Raw genomic sequence first — 16,401 nt, forward strand, 5'->3', positions numbered from 1 at the left:
CGGGGCGCTCAGGCGGCGTCGCTAGCGTTGCCGCGCCCCCGGCGTACGTAGGCCCAGCCGAGCCCGCCCAGCAGGAAACCGGCCACGCAGGTCCAGGGCCACCAGGAGCGGTCGCCCGTGTGCAGGGCGGGCACGAGCAGCGTGACGAGGAGCGCGACGACCCAGACGGCGAGCCCGACCTCGATGATGCGCAGCATCGGCACGTGCAGCGGCTGCAGGTCCTCGGGGAGCGGGGCCGGTGAGCGGTCGGCCGCCGGGCCGGACGGCGCGGCGCCCGGAGCGCCTGCGGCGGGAGTGGTCTCGTCGGTCACGCAGACAGCCTAGGGTCTGGTTTTCTGCCCGTAACATGCCACCACTAAGGTGTGCCGCATGTCGACGGATACGCGCACCACCCCCACGCCAACCAGGTCTGGGCTCGACGGCTTCTTCAAGATCACCGAGCGCGGGTCCACCGTCGCCCGTGAGGTCCGTGGTGGCGTCGTGACGTTCTTCACGATGGCCTACATCGTCGTGCTCAACCCGATCATCCTCTCGGGCGTCATCGACGGCTCCGGCGAGATGATCGGCGGCACGACCGACCTGAAGCAGAGCAAGCTGCTCGTCGCCGTGGGCACGGCCGTCGTCGCGGGCGTCATGTCGATTCTCATGGGGCTCGTCGCGAACTTCCCGATCGCCCTCGCCGCAGGCCTCGGCATCAACGGCCTCATCACCGGCATGGTCCTCACCCACTCGAGCGAGAAGATCACCTTCGCCGACCTCATGGGCCTGGTGGTGATCGAGGGCATCATCATCCTCGTCCTCGTGCTGACCGGCTTCCGCAAGGCCGTGTTCAAGGCGATCCCCGGCACGCTCAAGGTCGCGATCTCGGTCGGCATCGGACTGTTCATCGCCTACATCGGCGTCATCGACGCGGGCTTCGCGCGCCGGCCCACGACCCCCGGCACGGTCCCGAGCGAGCTCGGCATCGGCGGCAGCCTCGACGGCTGGCCCACCCTCGTCTTCGTCGTCGGCGTCTTCCTCATCGCGATGCTGCTGATCCGCAAGGTCAAGGGCGCAATCCTCATCGGCATCGTCGGCGCCACGGTGCTCGCGATGGTGCTCGAGGCGGTGTTCCACATCGGCCCGCGCATCTTCGACAAGTCGGGCGCCCTGACCAACCCGTCGGCCTGGGCGCTGACCGTGCCCCGGCTGCCCGACAGCATCACCAACACGCCGGACCTCGGGATCCTCGGCCAGTTCAGCCTGCTCGGCTCGTTCGGCAAGCTCGGCATCGTCACGTCGATCATGTTCGTCTTCTCGCTGCTGCTCGCCGACTTCTTCGACACGATGGGCACGGTCGTCGCGATCGGCACCGAGGCCAAGCTCCTCGACGAGGACGGCAACCCGCCCCACACCGACCGCATCCTCGTCGTCGACTCCGTCGCGGCCATCGCCGGTGGTGCCGGCGGCGTCAGCAGCAACACCTCCTACATCGAGTCCGCCTCCGGCGTCGAGGAGGGTGCCCGCACCGGGCTCGCCTCGATCGTGACCGGAGTGCTGTTCCTGCTCGCGACCTTCCTGGCGCCGCTCTTCGCGGTGGTCCCGTCGGAGGCCGCAGCGCCTGCGCTGGTCATCGTCGGGTTCCTGATGATGACGCAGGTCAAGAACATCGAGTGGGACGACATGGACATCGCCCTGCCGGCGTTCCTGACGATCGTCCTGATGCCGTTCACCTACAACATCACGGTCGGCATCGGTGCCGGCTTCATCGCCTGGGTGCTCGTCAAGATCGTCCGCGGCAAGACCCGCGAGGTCCACCCGCTCCTGTGGATCGTGGCTGCCTTCTTCGTCCTCTACTTCGTCAAGGCGCCGCTCCAGTCGCTGTTCACCTGAACCACCGAGCGCGTATGCGTTGACGCCCTCTCGCTCGCACGTGCGGCGCGGGGACGGTGAAGCGGGTGATGACAGAGCGCCGGCCCTGCGTCCGACTGACGGTAGGTCCGCAGGGCCGGCGCTCTGTCATGCGTGCGCCGTCGGGGCGCCGTGCAGGTGCACGAGCCCCGCGTGGTGGGCGATCTCCAGCAGCCACACGACGAGGATCGAGGCCATGAACACGGCCAGCAGCACCTCGGCGAAGGCGGTCTCGGCGAAGACCAGTGCCGCCAGCCCGAGGGCCAGTGACACGACGGCCAGCCCGATCTCACCCCTGCCGAACCGGTCGAGCTCGTCGCCGCTCCTCACGACGAGGAAGGCGGCGGTGCCCAGCAGCAGGCCGACGGCCGACATCCCGCGGGGGTCCTGCACGAGCGGCATCTCGCCGCGCACCAGGTAGCCGACGTACGGGATCGCGATGGCGAGGACCAGGAGGGTCCCGATCAGGTCTCTCAGCTTCAGTCTCATGATCACACCTCCCTTCTACTTCCAGCGTGGGTGGGGAGAGACGCGCGCGCCAGAGGCCAAGGTCCCGCGGGCGGTTTCGGCGGGTTCGGGAATGGTTAGCCGAGGTAATGAGTTAAGGTAAGTACCACCAGACAGTACTTCCGAGGACCCTGAACTTGCGCCCCAAGACTTCGACGGCCCAGCTCTCGCGCGCTGAGCTCGTCTCCCTCTCCAACGACATCCGGCTCGCGTGCATGCGCATCTCGCGGCGCGTCCGCTTCGAGTCCGACCGCGAGCTCCCGCCTCACCAGTTCTCGGTGCTGGCCCGCCTCGAGGGGACACCGCGCACCAACAGCGAGCTCGCCGACATCGAGCGGGTCTCGGCCCCCAGCATGAAGCGCTCCACGAGCGCGCTCGTCGAGCTCGGCTACGTCGCCCGGGCCGACGACCCCACCGACGGGCGGCAGGTGATCCTCTCCCTGACCTCCGAGGGCCAGAAGGCGCTGAAGCGCATCCGGCGGCACCGCGACGAGTGGATGCTCTCCCGGTTCGAGCACCTCACCGACGAGGAGCGCGAGCTGCTCCAGCGTGCGGCCGTGGTGCTCTCGAAGGTGGCGAGCAAGTGAGCCCCACCTTCCACTCGCTCTCGATCCCCAACTACCGCATCTACGCCTCCGGCGCGATCGTCTCCAACGTCGGCACCTGGATGGGCCGCGTCGCCCAGGATTGGCTCGTCCTCACGGTCCTGACCGACCACTCCTCCTCGGCCCTCGGCATCGTCACCGGGCTGCAGTTCCTGCCGTTCCTGCTCCTCGCGCCCTTCGCCGGCATGCTCGTCGACCGGTTCCCCAAGCGACGCCTGCTCTTCCTCACCCAGAGCGCGCTGCTGCTGACGGCGCTGGCGCTCGCCCTGCTCACGGCGGCCGGCGTGGTGCAGCTCTGGCACGTCTACCTGCTCGCCTTCCTGCAGGGTGTCGCGACCGCCGTCGACAACCCGGCCCGCCAGACCTTCGTGTCCGAGATGGTCGACACCGAGCACCTGCCCAACGCGGTGGCGCTCAACAGCGCCTCCTTCAACCTCGGCCGCCTCATCGGCCCTGCCGTGGCCGGCCTGGTCATCGCCTGGTTCGGTCTCGCTCCGGCGCTCTTCGCCAACGCCGCAACCTTCGTCTTCGTGCTCGTGGCGCTGCTGCGGATGAATGCCAGCCTGCTGACGCCCTCGCCCCGGGCTCGGGGCAAGGGCAAGATCCGCCAGGGGCTGCGCTACGTCAAGGGCCGCCCCGACATCATCCTCGTCATGGTGCTCGTCTTCGTGCTCGGCACCTTCGGCATGAACTTCCAGCTCACCATGGCGCTGATGGCCACCAAGGTGTTCGACAAGGGCCCGGGGGAGTACGGCCTGCTCGGCTCGATCATGGCCGTCGGCTCCCTCACCGCCGCCCTGCTCTCGGCTCGGCGAGCCCGGCCGCGCCTGCGGGTGCTCCTCGTGGCCCTGGCCGGCTTCACGGTGTCCACCGCCTTGCTCGCCATGGCTCCGAACTACGTGCTCTTCGCACTCTTCCTCGTGCCGACCGGCCTGTCCGCGCTGACCGCCCTGACCACTGCCAACGCGATGGTCCAGGTCAGCGTCGACCCCGTCATGCGGGGGCGCGTGATGGCGCTGTACATGGCGATCTTCATGGGTGGCACCCCCGTCGGGGCGCCGGTGATCGGCTGGATCGGTGACGTGTGGGGGCCCCGCTGGACGATCGCCATCGGCACGGTCGCAGTGGGCCTCAGCCTGCTCGGGGTAGCCCTCTGGTTCACGCGTCGGCAGAATGTGGCGGTGACGATCCAGACCCAGCGGCGGCCGCGGTTGCGCATCCAGCTCGCCTCCCCCGTGCCCACGGCTCCTGAGGTGACGAAGTGAGCTTCAAGTTCCGGCACCGCATCACCGTCGCTGCACTCGTGCTGTTCCTGCTCATCGCCGTCGTCGCGGCAGTCGTGAACCGCTGAGCGGTCGCCGGCGACACAGCCACCGAGCCACCGAGCCATTGAGCAACGAGCCACCGCGGCGCCGGGTCCCAATCACCGAGGCCCTCCAGCAGCGGTCACGAGCCGTCACGACGAAGCGGCCACCCGCCCGGCGGGTGGCCCCTTCGTCGTATCGGCGCCGGCGTCTCGTCAGGGGAGCAGACCGCCTGACGGGCAGGTCACGACCTTGTCGACGAGGACGCACACGACCTTTGCCTTGAGCGGGTCGAGCACGCGGACCAGGTCCTTGGGGTCACCGGACACCAGCGGCAGGTGTGGCAGGGCCAGCAGTCGCACGATCTCCGCGGGAAGGGTGGGCGAGGGCACGCCGGGGACGCTGGGCACGGGGACGGTCACCGTCGGCAGGGGGACACCGGGGACCGAGGGCAGCGGGACGGGCAGTCCGGAGCCGCGCTTGCTCGGCGTGGGCTTCGGCACCGGGTCGGGCTTCGGCTTCGGTGCCGGCTTGGGTGCCGGCTTCGGTGCCGACGACGGCTTGCCGCTGCCGGAGGGGGCGGGAGACGGCTTCGCCGAGGAGCGTGGTGTGGGGTCAGCGCTCGGCGAAGCCGTCGATCGGGGAGCCGGCGGACCGGCATACGCGAAGCCCGAGCCGTCGGGAGTGGCCGAACCCGTGCCGGGTGCGGGCCGTGCGGCGGGCAGCGCGCTCATGGGGACCACCGCGACGCCGCGTCGGTACGCGTCGGCGATGGACAGGACCGTGCGGACGTAGGCGTCGGAGTGGTTGTAGCGGAGCACGGCCTGGTAGGCCGCGCCCGGCCGGCGCAGGTCGGTGCCGCCCGAGCACAGCAGCACGCCGGCGCCGGTGACGGCGTCGGTCAGGCTCTGCGGGTTGGCGACCCCGTCGCCGTCGCCGTCGCGCCCGGCCATGCGCCACGAGGACGGGATGAACTGCATGGGGCCGACGGCGCGGTCGAAGACGGGGTCGCGGTCGAGCGAGCCGCCGTCGGTGTCGGAGATGCGAGCGGTGCCGTTCGAGCCGTTCAGTGGGATGCCGATGATGCCCGGCCGGGCGATGCCGCCGGCGTCCAGCACGTTCCCGCCGAAGCGGGCGTGGTTGCTCTCGACGCGGCCGATGGCGCCGAGGAGCGCCCAGTCGATGCCGCAGCCGGGCTTGATGCCGTCGAGCACGCCGGCGGCCCGCTGGTAGGCGGCGAGGGCGATCGAGGGTATGCCGTTCGCGTCCAGCCGGACCGGGGCGAGCGACTCGATGGCGGTGACCGCGCCCCGCGCCTCGGCCGGCACGTCGACGCGGGCGTAGTCCTGCGTGAAGGTCTGGTAGACCGGCGGCAGCTGCATCGGGGCAGGCGCCGGTCCGGCCTGCGGGTAGAGCGGGCTGCCTTGCGTGATCGGTTGGTCGGGCACGGTGATCACCGACGTGCGTGCCGCGCCGTCTGCGGCGTCGGTGCCTCGCGTGGCGGCGAACGTGATGCCGGCCGTGGCCAGGGCGATGACCGGCACGGCAGCAGCGACCCGGCGCGCGGTGGTGCCTGCGCGGACGATACGGACCATCGGAACTCCTCGGTGCGTCGGCCGCCTCCGTTGGCGGTCTCGGCGGGTCAACGAGGGATGTACCCCGAAGGTCACGCCCGTGGATCGGGCGATCTGCGTGAGGGCGGTGTGCGAGAGGGCCGGGCACCCGCATACGGGGTCCCCGCCCTCTCGGGGCTGCGGCGCTCAGCCCAGCTGCGAGACCACGTGGTCGATGGCCTGCGTCAGGATGCCGACGTCCTCGGGCTCGACGGCAGGGAACATCGCGATGCGCAGCTGGTTGCGCCCGAGCTTGCGGTAGGGCTCGACGTCGACCACCCCGTTGGCGCGCAGGGTGGCGGTGACCGCTGCCGCGTCGATCGCGTCGTCGAGGTCGACGGTGCCGACCACCTGCGACCGCGCGGCCGGGTCGGCGACGAACGGGCTGGCCCAGCTCGTCCGCTCGGCCCAGTCGTAGAGGCGGCTCGAGGAGTCCTTCGTCCGGGCGACGGCCCAGTCGAGGCCGCCGTTGCCGAGCATCCACTGCAGCTGGCTGTCGAGCAGGGCCAGCGTGCTGATCGACGGGGTGTTGTAGGTCTGGTCCTTGCGGGAGTTCTCGATCGCGGTCGGCAGGCTGAAGAAGTCGGGGACCCAGCGGCCCGACGCCGCGATCTCGTCGACGCGGTCCAGGGCGGCGGGGGAGAAGGCCGCGAGCCAGAGCCCGCCGTCGGAGGCGAAGCACTTCTGCGGGGCGAAGTAGTAGACGTCGGCCTGCGTGATGTCGACGGGCAGGCCGCCGGCGCCGGACGTGGCGTCGATGAGCACGAGGGCGTCGGGGTCGGCGCCCTCGACGCGCCGGACCGGCGCCATGACACCGGTGGAGGTCTCGTTGTGCGGCCAGGCGTAGGCGTCGACACCGGCCTCGGCGTGGGGGGAGGCCAGTGTGCCGGGGTCGGCCGTGACGACGGTGGGGTCGCCGAGGAACGGGGCGGCCTTGGTGACGCCTGCGAACTTGCTCGAGAACTCACCGAAGGCCAGGTGCTGGGAGCGCTCGCGCACGAGGCCGAAGGCGGCGATGTCCCAGAACGCGGTCGAGCCGCCGTTGCCGAGGACGATCTCGTGGTCCTCGGGCAGGGAGAAGAGGTCACGCAGCCCGGCGCGGACCTCCCCGACGAGGCTCCGGACCGGAGCCTGGCGGTGGGACGTGCCGAGGACCGTGCGCCCGAGCGAGACGAGGTGCTCGAGCTGCTCGGGGCGCACCTTGGAGGGGCCGGAGCCGAACCGTCCGTCGGCCGGGAGGAGCTCGGCCGGGATGGAGATGGGCGTGGTCACGGCTGGGGCGTCGGTCACGGCGCCCATTCTCGCCCAGCGGCCCACCTGGTGGACAACTGTGCTCGGCCTCTGGACTCCCGGGCCCGGCCTGGCCCCCGGCGGGTGCGGCCTCGTGCGTGCGGTGCGCGATGTGCCCAAAGATGCGCGGTGCAGCGCGCACCTCTGGTCCCCATCATCACCTTTCGGCAGCGGAGCACCGTTGTCCACAGGCCCGGAGCGGCCGGGCGCCGGAACCCGTCACGCTGGGCCAGTGGACCTGGAGCAGCTCGCACACCGTGACGTCGTCAGCGCCGCCCGTCTGGGACAGGCCGGTCACGGCGCCAGTGTCGTGGCCGCGGCCGTGCGATCCGGCGCCGAGAAGTACGCCACGAAGGGCGCCGCCTTCGCGGAGAAGAACCGCGAGTCCGCGATCCGCCGCAGGCGATGGTTCTTCGCCCGCTATGGCTGGAGCGACCTCGACGACGTGCGCCTCATCCGCGCCCGAGCGGAGCGAGCCGTCCTCGACTCACGTCACTGGGCGGCGTGAGACCGGGTGCGCCCTCGTGGCCGAGATGCGCGCTCCTTGCAGGGGTGCGCAATGCAGCGCGCACCAATGGGACGAGCTCGCACCGATGAGGCCCGGCCGCATCTGCACGGACCGCCGGCGCGGTGGCCGGTCAGTGGGAGATGTCGGGGGTCCAGCCGGCGACGTCCTCGGGCTTGCGCGGGCCCTCACCGATGTAGCGCGACGACGGGCGGATCAGGCGGCCGGTCTTCTTCTGCTCGAGGATGTGGGCCGACCAGCCGGCCGTGCGGGCGCACGTGAACATCGGAGTGAACATCGACGCGGGCACCTCGGCGAAGTCGAGGATCACCGCGGCCCAGAACTCCACGTTGGTAGCGAGCACCCGGTCGGGACGGCGGGCGTGCAGCTCGTCCAGGGCGGCCTTCTCGAGGGCGGCGGCCGCCTCGTAGCGAGGGGCGCCCAGGCGCTCGCACGCCGAGCGCAGCACGCGGGCCCGCGGGTCCTCGGCGCGGTAGACGCGGTGGCCGAAGCCCATCAGCCGCTCGCCGCGGTCGAGGACACCCTTGACGTATGCCGTCGCGTCGCCCTGCTTCTCCACGCCGTCGAGCATGTGGAGCACGCGCGACGGGGCCCCGCCGTGCAGCGGGCCCGACATGGCGCCGACCGCTCCCGACAGTGCGGCAGCGACGTCGGCGCCCGTCGAGGTGATGACGCGCGCCGTGAAGGTGGAGGCGTTCATGCCGTGCTCGGCGGCCGAGACCCAGTACGCGTCGACGGCCTCGACGTGCCTCGGGTCCGGCTCGCCGCGCCAGCGGATCATGAACCGCTCGGTGATGGTCCGGGCCTTGTCGACCTCCTTCTGCGGCACCATCGGCTTGTCGAGACCGCGGGCCGACTGCCCCACGAACGACAGCGCCATGACGGCGGCACGCGCGAGGTTGTCGCGCACCTCGTCGGCGTCGATGTCGAGCGTCGGCTTGAAACCCCAGACGGGCGCGAGCATGGCGAGGGCGGACTGAACGTCGACGCGTACGTCACCGGTGTGCACGGGCAGCGGGTAGGGCTCGGCGGGCGGCAGGCCCGGGTCGAACTCGTTGTCCACGAGCAGGCCCCACACGTGGGCGAAGTCGACGTGGCCGACGAGGTCGTTGATGTCGACGCCGCGATAGCGCAGCGCCCCGCCCTCCTTGTCCGGCTCCGCGATCGTGGACTCGAAGGCGATGACGCCCTCGAGGCCGGGCTTGAAGTCAGGGTCGGGCGTGCTGTCGGCCATGTCGATCCTCGCTGTGCAGGCGGTACCACCGCGGTGTGGAGACCAGCTGCAGCCGAGCGGTCGAGCGTCGGTCCCGGCTGCCAGACTCACCGTATGCCGTCAGCCGCCGACCAGACGCCCTTTGGTGACGCCCGTTTCGCCACCCGAGACCAACATCACGACGCGGTGCGCTTCGAGGGCACCGACTTCACCGGGGCGCACGCCGAGGGCCACACGTTCCTCGAGTGCGCGCTCGTCGGTGCCACGCTGGACGACGCGCACCTCGAGGGCTCGCGCTGGTCGGAGTGCGAGTGGGAGCGCGTGGGCGGCGTGGGGCTGACGCTCGCCGAGGCGAGCCTCGCCGACCTGACCGTCGAGGGCTGCCGGCTCGCGGCGGTCTCGGCGTGGGGCTCGACCTGGCGCGACGTGACCGTGCGCGGCGGCAAGGTCGACTTCCTCAACCTGCGTGGAGCCCGGCTCAAGGACGTCGTGTTCGTCGACTGCGTCGTCGTCGAGCTCGACCTGCAGGAGGCGACCGTCGACGGGCTGAGCTTCGAGGGATGCACCCTCCAGCAGGCGACCTTCGGCCGCGGGAGGTATGCCGGCCTCGACCTCTCCGGCGCCACGTTGCGCTCGCCCGTGGGGTTGGCCGGGCTCAAGGGCGCGACCCTGAGCCGCGGGCAGGTCATCGACCTCGCCGACGCGTTCGCCGCCGAGCTCGGCATCACCGTTGCAGACTGAGCGCGCGCACGAACCGGAAGCGCCCTCGCGCGGCGCCGCAGCGACGTCAGTGTTGCGCTGGGTGAAACAGTGTCGCAGCGCCGCCCGCCTCAGTTGATCTGGTTGGGCTTGCCGCGGCGCAGGGCGGTGGCGGCCGCGTCGCGGGCGCGGTCGGTGGCGCTGATCCTGTCGTCGGGGCGGATGCGCTTGGTGAGGTCCGCCCGCGCGGCCAGGGTGTCGAGCGGCAGGTCGGTGGTGGGATGCACCGCGACCGGCTCGTCGCCGCTGAAGACGAGCCAGTGGGCTGCGTCCCCCTTGTAGACCTTCAGAATGCTGCCGTCGGCGAGCGTCGCCGCATGACCCATGGCCAGTCGGCGGGCACGTTCGCTCGAGACCGCCTTGTTGACCGCTTCCTTCGCCGGCTCGCGCAGGGCCTGCGTGGCCACCCAGATCTGGGGGCCGTACTTGATGCCGAGCCGGACGGTCTGGGTGACGAGCTTGCCCTTGCCTGCCATGCCCCCAACCCTAGTCTGACCACATGGACACCCCACCCCCACAGCCCTCCGCCGACCGCCCGGGAGGCCTCACGGGCGTGAGCCGGGTCGACTACTCCGGTGACGGGCTCGTCGAGTCCGACGTCGCGCCCTCGCCGTACCTGCAGGCCCGGGAGTGGGTGGACGCAGCCGTGGCCGCTGCCGGCGAGCGGGACGACGTGCCGGAGCCCACGGCGATCTCCGTTGCCACCGTCGACCCGACCGGCACTCCAGACGTGCGCACCGTCCTCATGCGCTTCTTCGACGAGCGGGGACCCGGCTTCGTGACCAACCTGCGCTCGGCGAAGAGCCGGCACCTGGGGGCCAACCCGCGCATCGCGGCGGCCCTGACCTGGCCCTCCCTCTACCGCGCCATCCGGTTCCGCGGCACGGCGCAGCTGGTGGAGCGCGACGAGGTCGAGGCCTACTTCAACTCACGGCCCTACGGCTCGCGCCTGTCGGCGTGGGCCTCGGACCAGTCGAGCCCCGCCGTCGACCGCGCCGAGCTCGAGCGCCGGTGGCAGGAGGTGCTCGAGCGTTTCCCGGAGACCGGGGGAGCGCACGACGTGCCGGTGCCGGACTTCTGGGGTGGCTGGCGCGTCGTCTGCGACGAGGTCGAGTTCTGGGCGGGCCGTCGCAACCGCCTGCACGACCGCATCGTCTTCCGCCGCACCGGCGAGGGGGACCTGGCCGACGCCGGCTCCTGGGAGAGGCTGCGGCTCCAGCCCTGAACTGAGGGCGAGCACGGAACAGGGCAGTCCGACCAGGTCGGACTGCCCTGCTTCATCCATGGGTGTGGATGGGGCGCGACTATCGCGTGGCCACCTCACACGCTCCGGAAGAAATCACTTCTCGGATCACCTCCCTTCGGTTTCGACTCTTCGACCGTACGTCCGGCCCCGGCAGGGCGGCAAGCCCATTTACGCGGAATGTCGTCCGGCGCTGCCCGGCCCTTCGAGCGGAAGGGCAGTCGGCACCTGCGGCGCGGCCCCGCGCGTCTCGGGGAGAGGGATGACCGTGCCGCCCTCGTGGCCCGGATCGTCTCCGTCCGCCCGGCCGTCCCGGCCGTCCGGGCCGTGCTCGGCCGCCAGTCCTCCGGCCAGTCCTCCGGCGAGACCGCCGGCCAGCCCTCCGGTGAGCAGGAGCAGCAGGACCGGCAGCTCGAGGTACGTCGCGACGCTCGCCAGGGCGGCATACAGCGTCGTGGCCCGGCCGAAGTCGACGCCGAACAGCACGGCGAACAGGGCGGCTGCCACGAAGCCCGCGGCCCAGAGCCGTGGCCCCGTGGCCCACGGCGCCCGCGTCTCGAACGCCGCCGCGGCGTCGGGCGCCACCCGCGGCAGGAACGCGATCCACACCACGTAGCCCATGGTCTGCATGAACGCGAACACCGTCAGCAGGCGCAGGGCGACCACGGTGACCGCTGCTCCCGGCGGGGCACTTGCCGCGAGCAGCGACTGGCCGTCGCCGACGACGCTGCGCACCACTCCCGGGCCGGCGCCGAGCCACCCGTCGACGCCGCCGAGCAGGACGACGGCCGGCACGACCACGACCCACAGCAGCTGGACGGCTCGGAAGACCCGTCGACCTCGTCGCGAGCCGATGCGCCGGGACCAGTCCCAGAGGAAGAAGAGCGGCACGACGTTGGGCAGGTGGGCGAGCACGAGGAAGTGGTAGGCCGGGAAGGCCAGCGACGCGACCGTGGCCAGGCCGAGCGTGAGAAAGGCGATGAGCCGCCGCCGGCCCTGCAGGCCGTGGTGCGCGGCCGCTGCGAGGATCGCGTAGCCGAGCACGATCTCGGCGAGCCGCGCCGAGCCGGGCGCGACCATGGCGAGCAGCCGGCAGGCGACCACCCCGGCCACGAGTGCGGCGAGCAGGTCGAGGAAGGGCCGGGTCAGCAGCGCGGAGAACCGGCCGACGACGTAGCGCACCTCGAGCACGTTGTGGAGGACGCCGAAGAGGATGAGCCCGATGACCGCCGTCGCCATCGGCGCGCGCGTCGCCAGGGCGAGAGAGGCCGCCACGGCGCCGAGCAGCAGCAGGCTGACGGTGCGGGACCTCTGCCCCGCACCCGTCTCGTTCGTCGACGCGCCTGCTGCCACGCGCCCATGGTTCCGTCGGCGGGCCGGGGCGGCCAGCCGAGTAACCCGATCGTTAGGGTCCTGTGGCGTGACCGAGACGCGGGGGGACGGCCAGGGGGAGCGCAGCGGCAGCCTGCGCGCGATCGCGCTGTCGGCATACGGCCCGACGCTGCTGGGCTCGATGGGCGCGGGCGCCGTGACGCCCATCGTGGCGGTGTCGGCCCGCGAGCTCGGAGCCTCCGTCGGGCTCGCGGCCCTGCTCGTCGCCATGATGGGCGTGGGCCAGCTCCTCGGCGACCTGCCCTCGGGGGCGCTCGCCGCCCGCATCGGCGAGCGTCGTGCCCTGCTCATCGCCGCGGTCGTCGAGGCCGCCGGCATGCTGCTCGCGGCGCTCGCCGGCGGGCTGGTCATGCTCTTCGCCGGCGTGCTGGTCGTGGGGCTGGCCGGCTCCCTCTTCGGACTGGCCCGGCAGGCCTACCTCACCGAGGCCGTCCCGGTCGCGATGCGGGCGCGCGCGCTGTCCACGCTCGGCGGAGTGAACCGGATCGGGTCCTTCGTCGGCCCGTTCATCGGCTCGCTCGTGATCGTGCGCTGGGGCACCGAGTCCGCGTATGCCGTCGGCGGCATCGCGAGCATCGCCGCGTTCGTCCTCGTCCTCCTCGCACCCGACATCACGGCCGAGGCGCACCGGGTCGTGGGTGGCGGTGCGCCCCGCAGCGTCGCCTCGGTGCTGGTGCAGCACCGGCACGTCCTGCTCACGCTCGGCACGGGGGCGATGTGCGTGGCCGGGGCCCGAGCGATCCGCGAGGCCCTCATCCCGCTCTGGGCGGAGTCGGTCGGCTTCTCGCCGGCGCAGACCTCCCTCGTCTTCGGCGTGGCCGGCGCGATCGACATGGCGCTCTTCTACCCCTCCGGGTGGCTCATGGACCGCTACGGCCGGGTCGCGGCGGCAGTTCCCAGCATGCTCGTGCTGGGTCTCGGCATGGTGGTGCTGCCGCTGGCCACGAGCCTGGTCGCGGTGACGGCCGCGGCGACCGTGCTCGGGGTGGGCAACGGCCTCGGCGCGGGACTGATCATGACCCTCGGCGCCGATGCGTCCCCGGCCGACGGCCGGGCCCAGTTCCTGGGCGGCTGGCGCCTCTGTGCCGATCTGGGAAGGGCAGCGGGCCCGCTGGCGTTGTCCGGGCTGAGCGCTGTGCTGTCCCTCGGCGCCTCCGCGGTCGTCCTCGGCGCCGGAGCCCTCGTAGGAGCGGGCTGGCTGCGCATCTGGGTGCCGCGCCACGACCCCACCCGGGCAGCGGCATCGGGCCGGACCTGACCGCTGCCCGACTCTGAGAAGGTATGACCGTGACCGACCTGATCGACACCACCGAGATGTACCTCCGCACGATCTTCGAGCTGGAGGAGGAGGGCATCGTCCCCCTGCGCGCCCGGATCGCCGAGCGTCTCGGCCACTCGGGCCCCACGGTGTCGCAGACGGTGGCCCGCATGGAGCGCGACGGCCTCGTGGCCGTCTCCGGGGACCGTCACCTGGAGCTGTCGGACCACGGCCGGCTGCTGGCCACGCGGGTCATGCGCAAGCACCGCCTTGCGGAGCGGCTGCTCGTCGACGTCATCGGCCTGGAGTGGGAGTACGCCCACGACGAGGCGTGCCGCTGGGAGCACGTCATGTCGGAGAAGGTGGAGCGCAAGATCCTCGGCCTCATCGGCGAGGGCCTCGAGTCGCCCTACGGCAACCCCATCCCCGGCCTCGAGGAGCTCGGCGTCCAGCAGCAGGAGGACTTCCTCTCCGGCCTGCGCACGCTCGCCGCCGTCGTCGGCGATGCACCGTCCGTGGTGACGATCCGCCGCATCGGCGAGCCGGTGCAGGTCGACCCCGAGGCGCTCGCCCTCCTGACGAGCGCCGGCGTGGTGCCCGGGGCGCGGGTCGAGGTCGTGCGTGAGGCGGGGCGGGTCCTCGCCGTCCGGGAGGGTGACCAGCCCTCCAACGGCGTCTCGCTCCCCGACGACGTGGCCGTCCACGTCTTCTGCCAGGCCGCCTGACTCTCCGGCCGCATCTTCCTGCGGTCCTTCGACGCGGTCCTCCACGCGTTGCGGTGGCGGTTGGTCACGCACGTCCTTTACGCGGTGGTGGCGGGCACTTTGACCTCCCGAGACCGGAACGTGACAAGAACGGGGGCATTGGGTACGGTTGGCCCCACTTGCTCTCCCCGTCGAGCAGGTGCCCTGGGTCGGACCGCCTAGTCCTGCCATCGACCCGGGCTCGGCACGAACCGCATGGCAGGAGCGGGGGAACCACTTTCTCCGGACGTCGTGAGACGTCCTCGGGGTGAAGCCCTCCGTGGACCGAACTCGGTCCGAGCGAAGGCCGGGCAGTACCTCCAGCCCGAACCCGACAGCTCACCTCGCAGGCGTCGAGAGGTCAAAAAGTGGCTCAGAACGTTCCCGGGCGCCATCGCGCCCCCGGTCGATTCAGCGCGGTTGCAGAGCTCAAGACGATCGCCAAGGAGTCGGCCCAGCCCGCTGTGAAGGGTGTCGCCATCGTCGCGGCCTCCGGTGGGCTCGTCGCCTCGTTCGCGGGCACGGCACATGCCGCCGACGGTTCGAGCAGCGTCGTCGCCGCTCCGGCCGCCGTCGGTCCCGCGGCCGGCACCCTCACCGCGGGCAACGCGCTCTCGGCCATCGGCTACGCCAGGCCCGCGCTGAAGCAGGCCAAGCCCAGCCCGGTCGTCATCGAGGACATCAAGGTCAAGACCGAGCGCGCCGAGCAGAAGGCCGCGGCCGAGGCCGCCGCGCAGAAGGCTGCCGCCGACGCCGCTGCCAAGGCTGCCGCGGACCAGGCTGCCGCGGACCAGGCTGCCGCCGACCAGGCTGTCGCCCGCCAGGCGACCACGCAGCGCGCCTCGCGCTCGAGCGCACGAGTCGCCATCAACACCGCTCCGGTGCCGGCTCCCAGCGCGTCGGGCATCGTGGGCATCGCCCAGTCGCTCTTCGGCGTCCCCTACGTCTACGGCGGCACGACCCCGTCCGGCTTCGACTGCTCGGGCTTCACCTCCTACGTCTACCGCCACGCCGGGATCTCGATCCCGCGCACCGCGTCCGCGCAGCAGTCGGCCGCGACCCCGGTCAGCAGCCCGAGCCCCGGCGACCTCGTCTTCTTCGGCTCGCCGGCCTACCACGTGGGCATCTACGTCAGCCCGGGCCGCATGATCGACGCCCAGCGCCCCGGCACCACCGTCGGCAACCACTCCATCTGGACGACGCCGTCCGGCTACGGCCGCTTCTGAGCGCAGCCTCTCGCGCCGACCGTCCACGATGCCCCCACCGTCCGCGGTGGGGGCACCGTGCGTTCCCCGGCAGGCAGCAGCGTCCGTGATTGACTGAGGCGATGACCGATCAGCCTGCCGCGGAGTCCACGACCCTCATCGAGCTCGACCTCTGGAGCGACCTGGTCTGCCCCTACTCCTGGGTGGCCAAGCGCCGCATCGAGGCGGCGATCGCCGCCTTCGAGCGCCCCCACGACGTCACGGTGCGCCTGCGCGCCTTCGAGCTCGACCCCGACGTCCCGGTGGGCGGGGGAGTGCCGGTCAGCGAGCACCTGTCCACGCGCTACGGCGGCGGTGACGCGGGCACCGGCCGGCTGATGAACGCCAAGGCCAGCGAGGAGGCCCAGGCCGACGACCTCGTCTTCGACTGGGACCGTGCCGTGCGCGCCAACACCTTCGACGCCCACCGCCTGTGTGCGCTCGCGGGCGAGATGGGCGGCCCTGCACTCCGCTCGGCCGCCTTCGAGCGCTTCCATGCCGCCCACTTCGGCGAGGGGATGGCCCTGGACGACCACGAGGTGCTGCAGCGGCTGTCGGCCGAGTGCGGCCTCGACGAGCGTCGCGTCGCGGCGGTCCTCGCCTCCGACGAGTACGGCGAGCAGGTCCGTGCGGACGAGCGCGAGGCGCGCTCCATGGGCGTCACGTCCACACCCTTCGTCCTCGCCAACGGGTATGCCGCCCTGTCCGGTGCCAAGCCCGTCGACGACTACCTCGCCCTCCTTCGGGGCGTCGCCACGCAGTCCGTCTGACCCGTCCTCGCCAGCGCTCGCCCGGCTCTCTGACCCGTCCTCGC

The 16,401-nt window shown here is 71.9% G+C and carries 17 protein-coding genes and 1 riboswitch; of the genes, 10 read left to right on the plus strand and 7 right to left on the minus strand.

Annotated features, from left to right (window positions below):
- Positions 1 to 8: 8 nt before the first annotated feature.
- Entirely contained in the window at positions 9 to 311 is a 303-nt protein-coding gene (locus tag ABD194_RS02775) for a DUF2530 domain-containing protein (protein WP_343987155.1), read from the minus strand.
- A gap of 58 nt (positions 312 to 369) precedes the next feature.
- Here ABD194_RS02775 and ABD194_RS02780 point away from each other — a divergent pair, with 58 nt between their 5' ends.
- Positions 370 to 1,872 (plus strand): NCS2 family permease, encoded by a 1,503-nt coding sequence (locus ABD194_RS02780; RefSeq protein ID WP_343987159.1) that lies wholly within the window; start codon positions 370 to 372, stop codon positions 1,870 to 1,872.
- A 126-nt stretch (positions 1,873 to 1,998) separates the two neighbouring features.
- On the opposite strand, the gene ABD194_RS02785 is transcribed toward ABD194_RS02780, so the two are convergent.
- On the minus strand, positions 1,999 to 2,379 hold the full coding sequence (locus ABD194_RS02785; protein ID WP_343987162.1) for a hypothetical protein: 381 nt from the start codon (positions 2,377 to 2,379) through the stop codon (positions 1,999 to 2,001).
- A gap of 155 nt (positions 2,380 to 2,534) precedes the next feature.
- Between ABD194_RS02785 and ABD194_RS02790 the strand changes: the two genes are divergently transcribed.
- Entirely contained in the window at positions 2,535 to 2,984 is a 450-nt protein-coding gene (locus tag ABD194_RS02790; protein WP_343987165.1) for a MarR family winged helix-turn-helix transcriptional regulator, read from the plus strand.
- Positions 2,981 to 4,267, plus strand: coding sequence for an MFS transporter (locus ABD194_RS02795; RefSeq protein ID WP_343987168.1), 1,287 nt, complete (start codon positions 2,981 to 2,983; stop codon positions 4,265 to 4,267). Before ABD194_RS02790 ends, ABD194_RS02795 begins: the two co-directional genes overlap by 4 nt.
- 254 nt (positions 4,268 to 4,521) lie before the next feature.
- On the opposite strand, the gene ABD194_RS02800 is transcribed toward ABD194_RS02795, so the two are convergent.
- A complete protein-coding gene (locus tag ABD194_RS02800; RefSeq protein WP_343987171.1) occupies positions 4,522 to 5,901 on the minus strand; it encodes a lytic transglycosylase domain-containing protein in 1,380 nt (459 codons plus the stop codon).
- Positions 5,902 to 6,066: 165 nt separating this feature from the next.
- Positions 6,067 to 7,218, minus strand: coding sequence for a phosphoserine transaminase (gene serC, locus ABD194_RS02805; RefSeq protein WP_425579941.1), 1,152 nt, complete (start codon positions 7,216 to 7,218; stop codon positions 6,067 to 6,069).
- Between the two features lie 223 nt (positions 7,219 to 7,441).
- On the opposite strand from serC, the gene ABD194_RS02810 reads away from it, so the two are divergent.
- Positions 7,442 to 7,717 carry a hypothetical protein gene (locus ABD194_RS02810; RefSeq protein WP_343987174.1) on the plus strand — a complete coding sequence of 92 codons (276 nt, stop codon included), beginning with the start codon at positions 7,442 to 7,444 and terminating at the stop codon, positions 7,715 to 7,717.
- 130 nt (positions 7,718 to 7,847) lie between these two features.
- Here the strand turns inward: ABD194_RS02810 and ABD194_RS02815 are convergent, their stop codons facing one another.
- Positions 7,848 to 8,969 (minus strand): citrate synthase 2, encoded by a 1,122-nt coding sequence (locus ABD194_RS02815; protein WP_343987177.1) that lies wholly within the window; start codon positions 8,967 to 8,969, stop codon positions 7,848 to 7,850.
- A gap of 93 nt (positions 8,970 to 9,062) precedes the next feature.
- Between ABD194_RS02815 and ABD194_RS02820 the strand changes: the two genes are divergently transcribed.
- Positions 9,063 to 9,689: a pentapeptide repeat-containing protein gene (locus ABD194_RS02820; protein ID WP_343987180.1), complete on the plus strand. Its 627-nt coding sequence runs from the start codon at positions 9,063 to 9,065 to the stop codon at positions 9,687 to 9,689.
- An 89-nt stretch (positions 9,690 to 9,778) separates the two neighbouring features.
- Here ABD194_RS02820 and ABD194_RS02825 read toward each other — a convergent pair whose 3' ends face one another.
- Positions 9,779 to 10,183 carry a hypothetical protein gene (locus tag ABD194_RS02825; RefSeq protein WP_343987183.1) on the minus strand — a complete coding sequence of 135 codons (405 nt, stop codon included), beginning with the start codon at positions 10,181 to 10,183 and terminating at the stop codon, positions 9,779 to 9,781.
- Positions 10,184 to 10,206: 23 nt separating this feature from the next.
- On the opposite strand from ABD194_RS02825, the gene pdxH reads away from it, so the two are divergent.
- Entirely contained in the window at positions 10,207 to 10,932 is a 726-nt protein-coding gene (gene pdxH / locus ABD194_RS02830) for a pyridoxamine 5'-phosphate oxidase (protein ID WP_343987186.1), read from the plus strand.
- Positions 10,933 to 11,121: 189 nt separating this feature from the next.
- Here the strand turns inward: pdxH and ABD194_RS02835 are convergent, their stop codons facing one another.
- Positions 11,122 to 12,303, minus strand: coding sequence for a hypothetical protein (locus ABD194_RS02835; RefSeq protein WP_343987189.1), 1,182 nt, complete (start codon positions 12,301 to 12,303; stop codon positions 11,122 to 11,124).
- Positions 12,304 to 12,370: 67 nt separating this feature from the next.
- On the opposite strand from ABD194_RS02835, the gene ABD194_RS02840 reads away from it, so the two are divergent.
- The 4 genes from ABD194_RS02840 (at position 12,371) to ABD194_RS02855 (ending at position 16,357) form a co-directional block, all read left to right on the plus strand.
- Positions 12,371 to 13,600, plus strand: coding sequence for an MFS transporter (locus tag ABD194_RS02840; RefSeq protein ID WP_343987193.1), 1,230 nt, complete (start codon positions 12,371 to 12,373; stop codon positions 13,598 to 13,600).
- A 29-nt stretch (positions 13,601 to 13,629) separates the two neighbouring features.
- Positions 13,630 to 14,325, plus strand: a complete 696-nt coding sequence (locus ABD194_RS02845) for an iron-dependent transcriptional repressor DtxR (RefSeq protein WP_343987196.1) — start codon at positions 13,630 to 13,632, stop codon at positions 14,323 to 14,325.
- A 218-nt stretch (positions 14,326 to 14,543) separates the two neighbouring features.
- Positions 14,544 to 14,711, plus strand: a riboswitch (cyclic di-AMP (ydaO/yuaA leader).
- Positions 14,712 to 15,569, plus strand: coding sequence for a C40 family peptidase (locus ABD194_RS02850; RefSeq protein WP_343987199.1), 858 nt, complete (start codon positions 14,712 to 14,714; stop codon positions 15,567 to 15,569).
- 101 nt (positions 15,570 to 15,670) lie between these two features.
- Entirely contained in the window at positions 15,671 to 16,357 is a 687-nt protein-coding gene (locus ABD194_RS02855; RefSeq protein WP_343987202.1) for a DsbA family oxidoreductase, read from the plus strand.
- Positions 16,358 to 16,401 lie beyond the last annotated feature (44 nt).

The organism is Terrabacter terrae (assembly GCF_039529575.1).
Classification (GTDB): Bacteria; Actinomycetota; Actinomycetes; order Actinomycetales; family Dermatophilaceae; genus Terrabacter; species Terrabacter terrae.

Coding starts and splice junctions, on each gene's coding strand:
- ABD194_RS02855 (WP_343987202.1), top strand. CDS start 15,671: ATGACCGATCAGCCTGCCGCGGAGTCCACGACCCTCATCGAGCTCGAC.
- ABD194_RS02800 (WP_343987171.1), bottom strand. CDS start 5,901: ATGGTCCGTATCGTCCGCGCAGGCACCACCGCGCGCCGGGTCGCTGCT.
- ABD194_RS02820 (WP_343987180.1), top strand. CDS start 9,063: ATGCCGTCAGCCGCCGACCAGACGCCCTTTGGTGACGCCCGTTTCGCC.
- ABD194_RS02780 (WP_343987159.1), top strand. CDS start 370: ATGTCGACGGATACGCGCACCACCCCCACGCCAACCAGGTCTGGGCTC.
- ABD194_RS02825 (WP_343987183.1), bottom strand. CDS start 10,183: ATGGCAGGCAAGGGCAAGCTCGTCACCCAGACCGTCCGGCTCGGCATC.
- ABD194_RS02785 (WP_343987162.1), bottom strand. CDS start 2,379: ATGAGACTGAAGCTGAGAGACCTGATCGGGACCCTCCTGGTCCTCGCC.
- serC (WP_425579941.1), bottom strand. CDS start 7,218: ATGGGCGCCGTGACCGACGCCCCAGCCGTGACCACGCCCATCTCCATC.
- ABD194_RS02815 (WP_343987177.1), bottom strand. CDS start 8,969: ATGGCCGACAGCACGCCCGACCCTGACTTCAAGCCCGGCCTCGAGGGC.
- pdxH (WP_343987186.1), top strand. CDS start 10,207: ATGGACACCCCACCCCCACAGCCCTCCGCCGACCGCCCGGGAGGCCTC.